Annotated in this window: 3 protein-coding genes; 2 read left to right on the top strand and 1 reads right to left on the bottom strand. The window is 45.3% G+C overall.

Going from position 1 to position 2,156, the window contains the following annotated elements:
* Positions 1–212, top strand: a 212-nt coding sequence (locus tag JGK39_RS33250) for a hypothetical protein (RefSeq protein ID WP_293262720.1), incomplete at its 5' end; no start/stop codon positions are given.
* Positions 152–856, top strand: a complete 705-nt coding sequence (locus JGK39_RS33245; protein WP_293262717.1) for a tetratricopeptide repeat protein — start codon at positions 152–154, stop codon at positions 854–856. The genes JGK39_RS33250 and JGK39_RS33245, both read left to right, overlap by 61 nt.
* Before the next feature lie 408 nt (positions 857–1,264).
* Here JGK39_RS33245 and JGK39_RS33240 read toward each other — a convergent pair whose 3' ends face one another.
* Positions 1,265–1,957, bottom strand: a complete 693-nt coding sequence (locus tag JGK39_RS33240; RefSeq protein ID WP_293299058.1) for a hypothetical protein — start codon at positions 1,955–1,957, stop codon at positions 1,265–1,267.
* Positions 1,958–2,156: the final 199 nt, after the last annotated feature.

The raw sequence follows: 2,156 nt of genomic DNA, 5'->3' as shown, positions 1-2,156 counted from the left end.
ACAGTATTTGCCCTCATGGCAACGTTCTGAAACTTTACCAAAATGGGATATCACGATTATCCCATTTTGACTGGTATTTTATTTGTCCGCGACTCCCTTGGTATCCAAATCCTGGGAAAATTCTCGAAGTGGCATTCTTGGGATTTTTAATATGCACCCTGCAAAACGAACAATATTGGCGATCGCAGTTTTGTGTGGCGGCTGTACGCTGATACCCGTACCAGCGCCCATCCCAATCCCGATCGAAACGAACCCTACAGAATCTACAACGCCCTCAATACCCCCAAGGCAAAATGAAGCTAAGCTTGACGAAAAGTACAAAAACACCTGCTACGCAGACGGGCTTACTGAAATTGAAGGACGGGCAACTACTGGCGATTCCGGTACACTGGAGGGCGTGGGAGACAAGTTGGCAGCAGCAGGGAAGCACCAAGAAGCTATCAGAAAACACAATGAGGCGAGCGCGGCTTTGCTGAATGAATCTGTTAAGGATGGGAGCTTGCTTGAAATGGAAATTGACGCCCTTTTTCACAACAAAGAAGAGACTGAGGAGTTCAAGAAAAAGCACCGCCCGCTGGTGCAAAAATCCGCAGAATCTAACTTTAAAATCGGCAGAAGCTACGTGGCACTTGGAAAATACGAAAATGCGATCGACTGTTTTGACAGTGCCTTGAAAATTGGGATATTGCCCCCCAATGACGCCACTACCTACCTCAATCGGGGTGACGCTTACGAAAAAATTGGCAACAAAGCCAAAGCCAAAGCAAACTTCCAGCAGGCAGTCATACTTTTCAAAAAGCACAAGCAACCTGCTTACCAAAAAATTGCTGAGCAGAGGTTGCTGACGATTAAGTAAAACTTCTATAGTTTACTATTTCAACCTTTCATCAACTTTAGTTCTAGTTTCTCGTGAGACCAGAACTAAAGTTTCCTTGGTCATGGGCAATACCAATTTTGCCCAGCGGAAAGTCACAATCCCAGTCTGCCTTTGGTTTGGCAAAGACTTGTCCTCGCCAATGACTTTCTTTTTAGGCTGGGATATTGGGTACTTCTTGGCGGGGTTCCTGCTTGCTCCTATACCCATATAAATCTCATCAAATGTATGGTTTTGGATTTTCAAAACATCCTTAAATACTCGCTCTGCCTCCGATGCTGAATTTCCCAGCAACCACAATTTATATCCCAACGGCCAGTTATTATAGGTGTAGCTTCCACGCCCCCGCTGAATTTGATATGGCTTGTCAGGAGTGGCGTTAAAAGTTCGCTAGATCGTATTTTTGAATCGCTTGATATCTGCAATTGAAATCACGGATTTGCCGGGAATAAGTCCCTCGTATTCCACCATATCCATTAACCTGAAGCTAATTTCACTTTCTAATTGGGTGCCACCTCTACCCCCAGCAGAGGCTGGTAGCTCGCGAAAGTACAAGCTGATATATGGGTGTTTACTTAGTTGCGAAATGTCGGAGGTTAGGCGAGAAGTAGTAGCGCCGCTACTAACAGCACCGCCCTCTTTTTGATTCCACCAAATGATGATTTGCTGAGCTATTTCTCGGTACGAGCCGGTAAACAGCTTCCACTCTTCTTTCTCGCTTCTGTTTGGGAAAAACTGTACCAGTTTGAAGTCAATGTCCCCAAGCGCATCACCAGGCTTTAATTCCCGGATCAAGGGTCGATGCTCGCGCTTTACTCCCGGCCAAACCTCTTTATTTTTGCCACCTCGCATCTTTTTTAGCTCGGGGCTCTCAAATCCCTCAAAACCAATTTCAAATCTTTTGGCCCATTCCCAGAAATTAAATGAACCCAGACCGCGAGAAGTGAGCATCTGATCCAAGGCTCTCAGTAGCGAAGCTTGCAGGGCAATTTGAGCATCATTCCCCGCAATCACTAGCGGTGGCTCGTCATCTAATCTGCCAAAATCCAGCTCGTAAACATCAAAAAAAGAGCGCTCTTCCATATTGATTGGAATAGGCTTGCCCTCCACAAAAGTGGGGGCTTCTCTCTTGTTAATTTCCTCGGTTATCTTCCGCTCAAATCTACCCAAATTAGTAGGATCATTGGCTCTTCTGGGTTTGCGGTGAAAACTGTATAATATAGGAACTTTACGCTAGAGGCTAAGCTTATGGATTTTCATCTTGACGGATTACTCAATTTGC

The sequence above is a fragment of the Microcoleus sp. PH2017_12_PCY_D_A genome, from assembly GCF_020738565.1.
Classification (GTDB): Bacteria; Cyanobacteriota; Cyanobacteriia; order Cyanobacteriales; family Microcoleaceae; genus Microcoleus.
The sequence above is the reverse complement of the archived record's forward strand: the minus strand, read 5'-3'. Positions and strand labels throughout refer to the sequence as shown.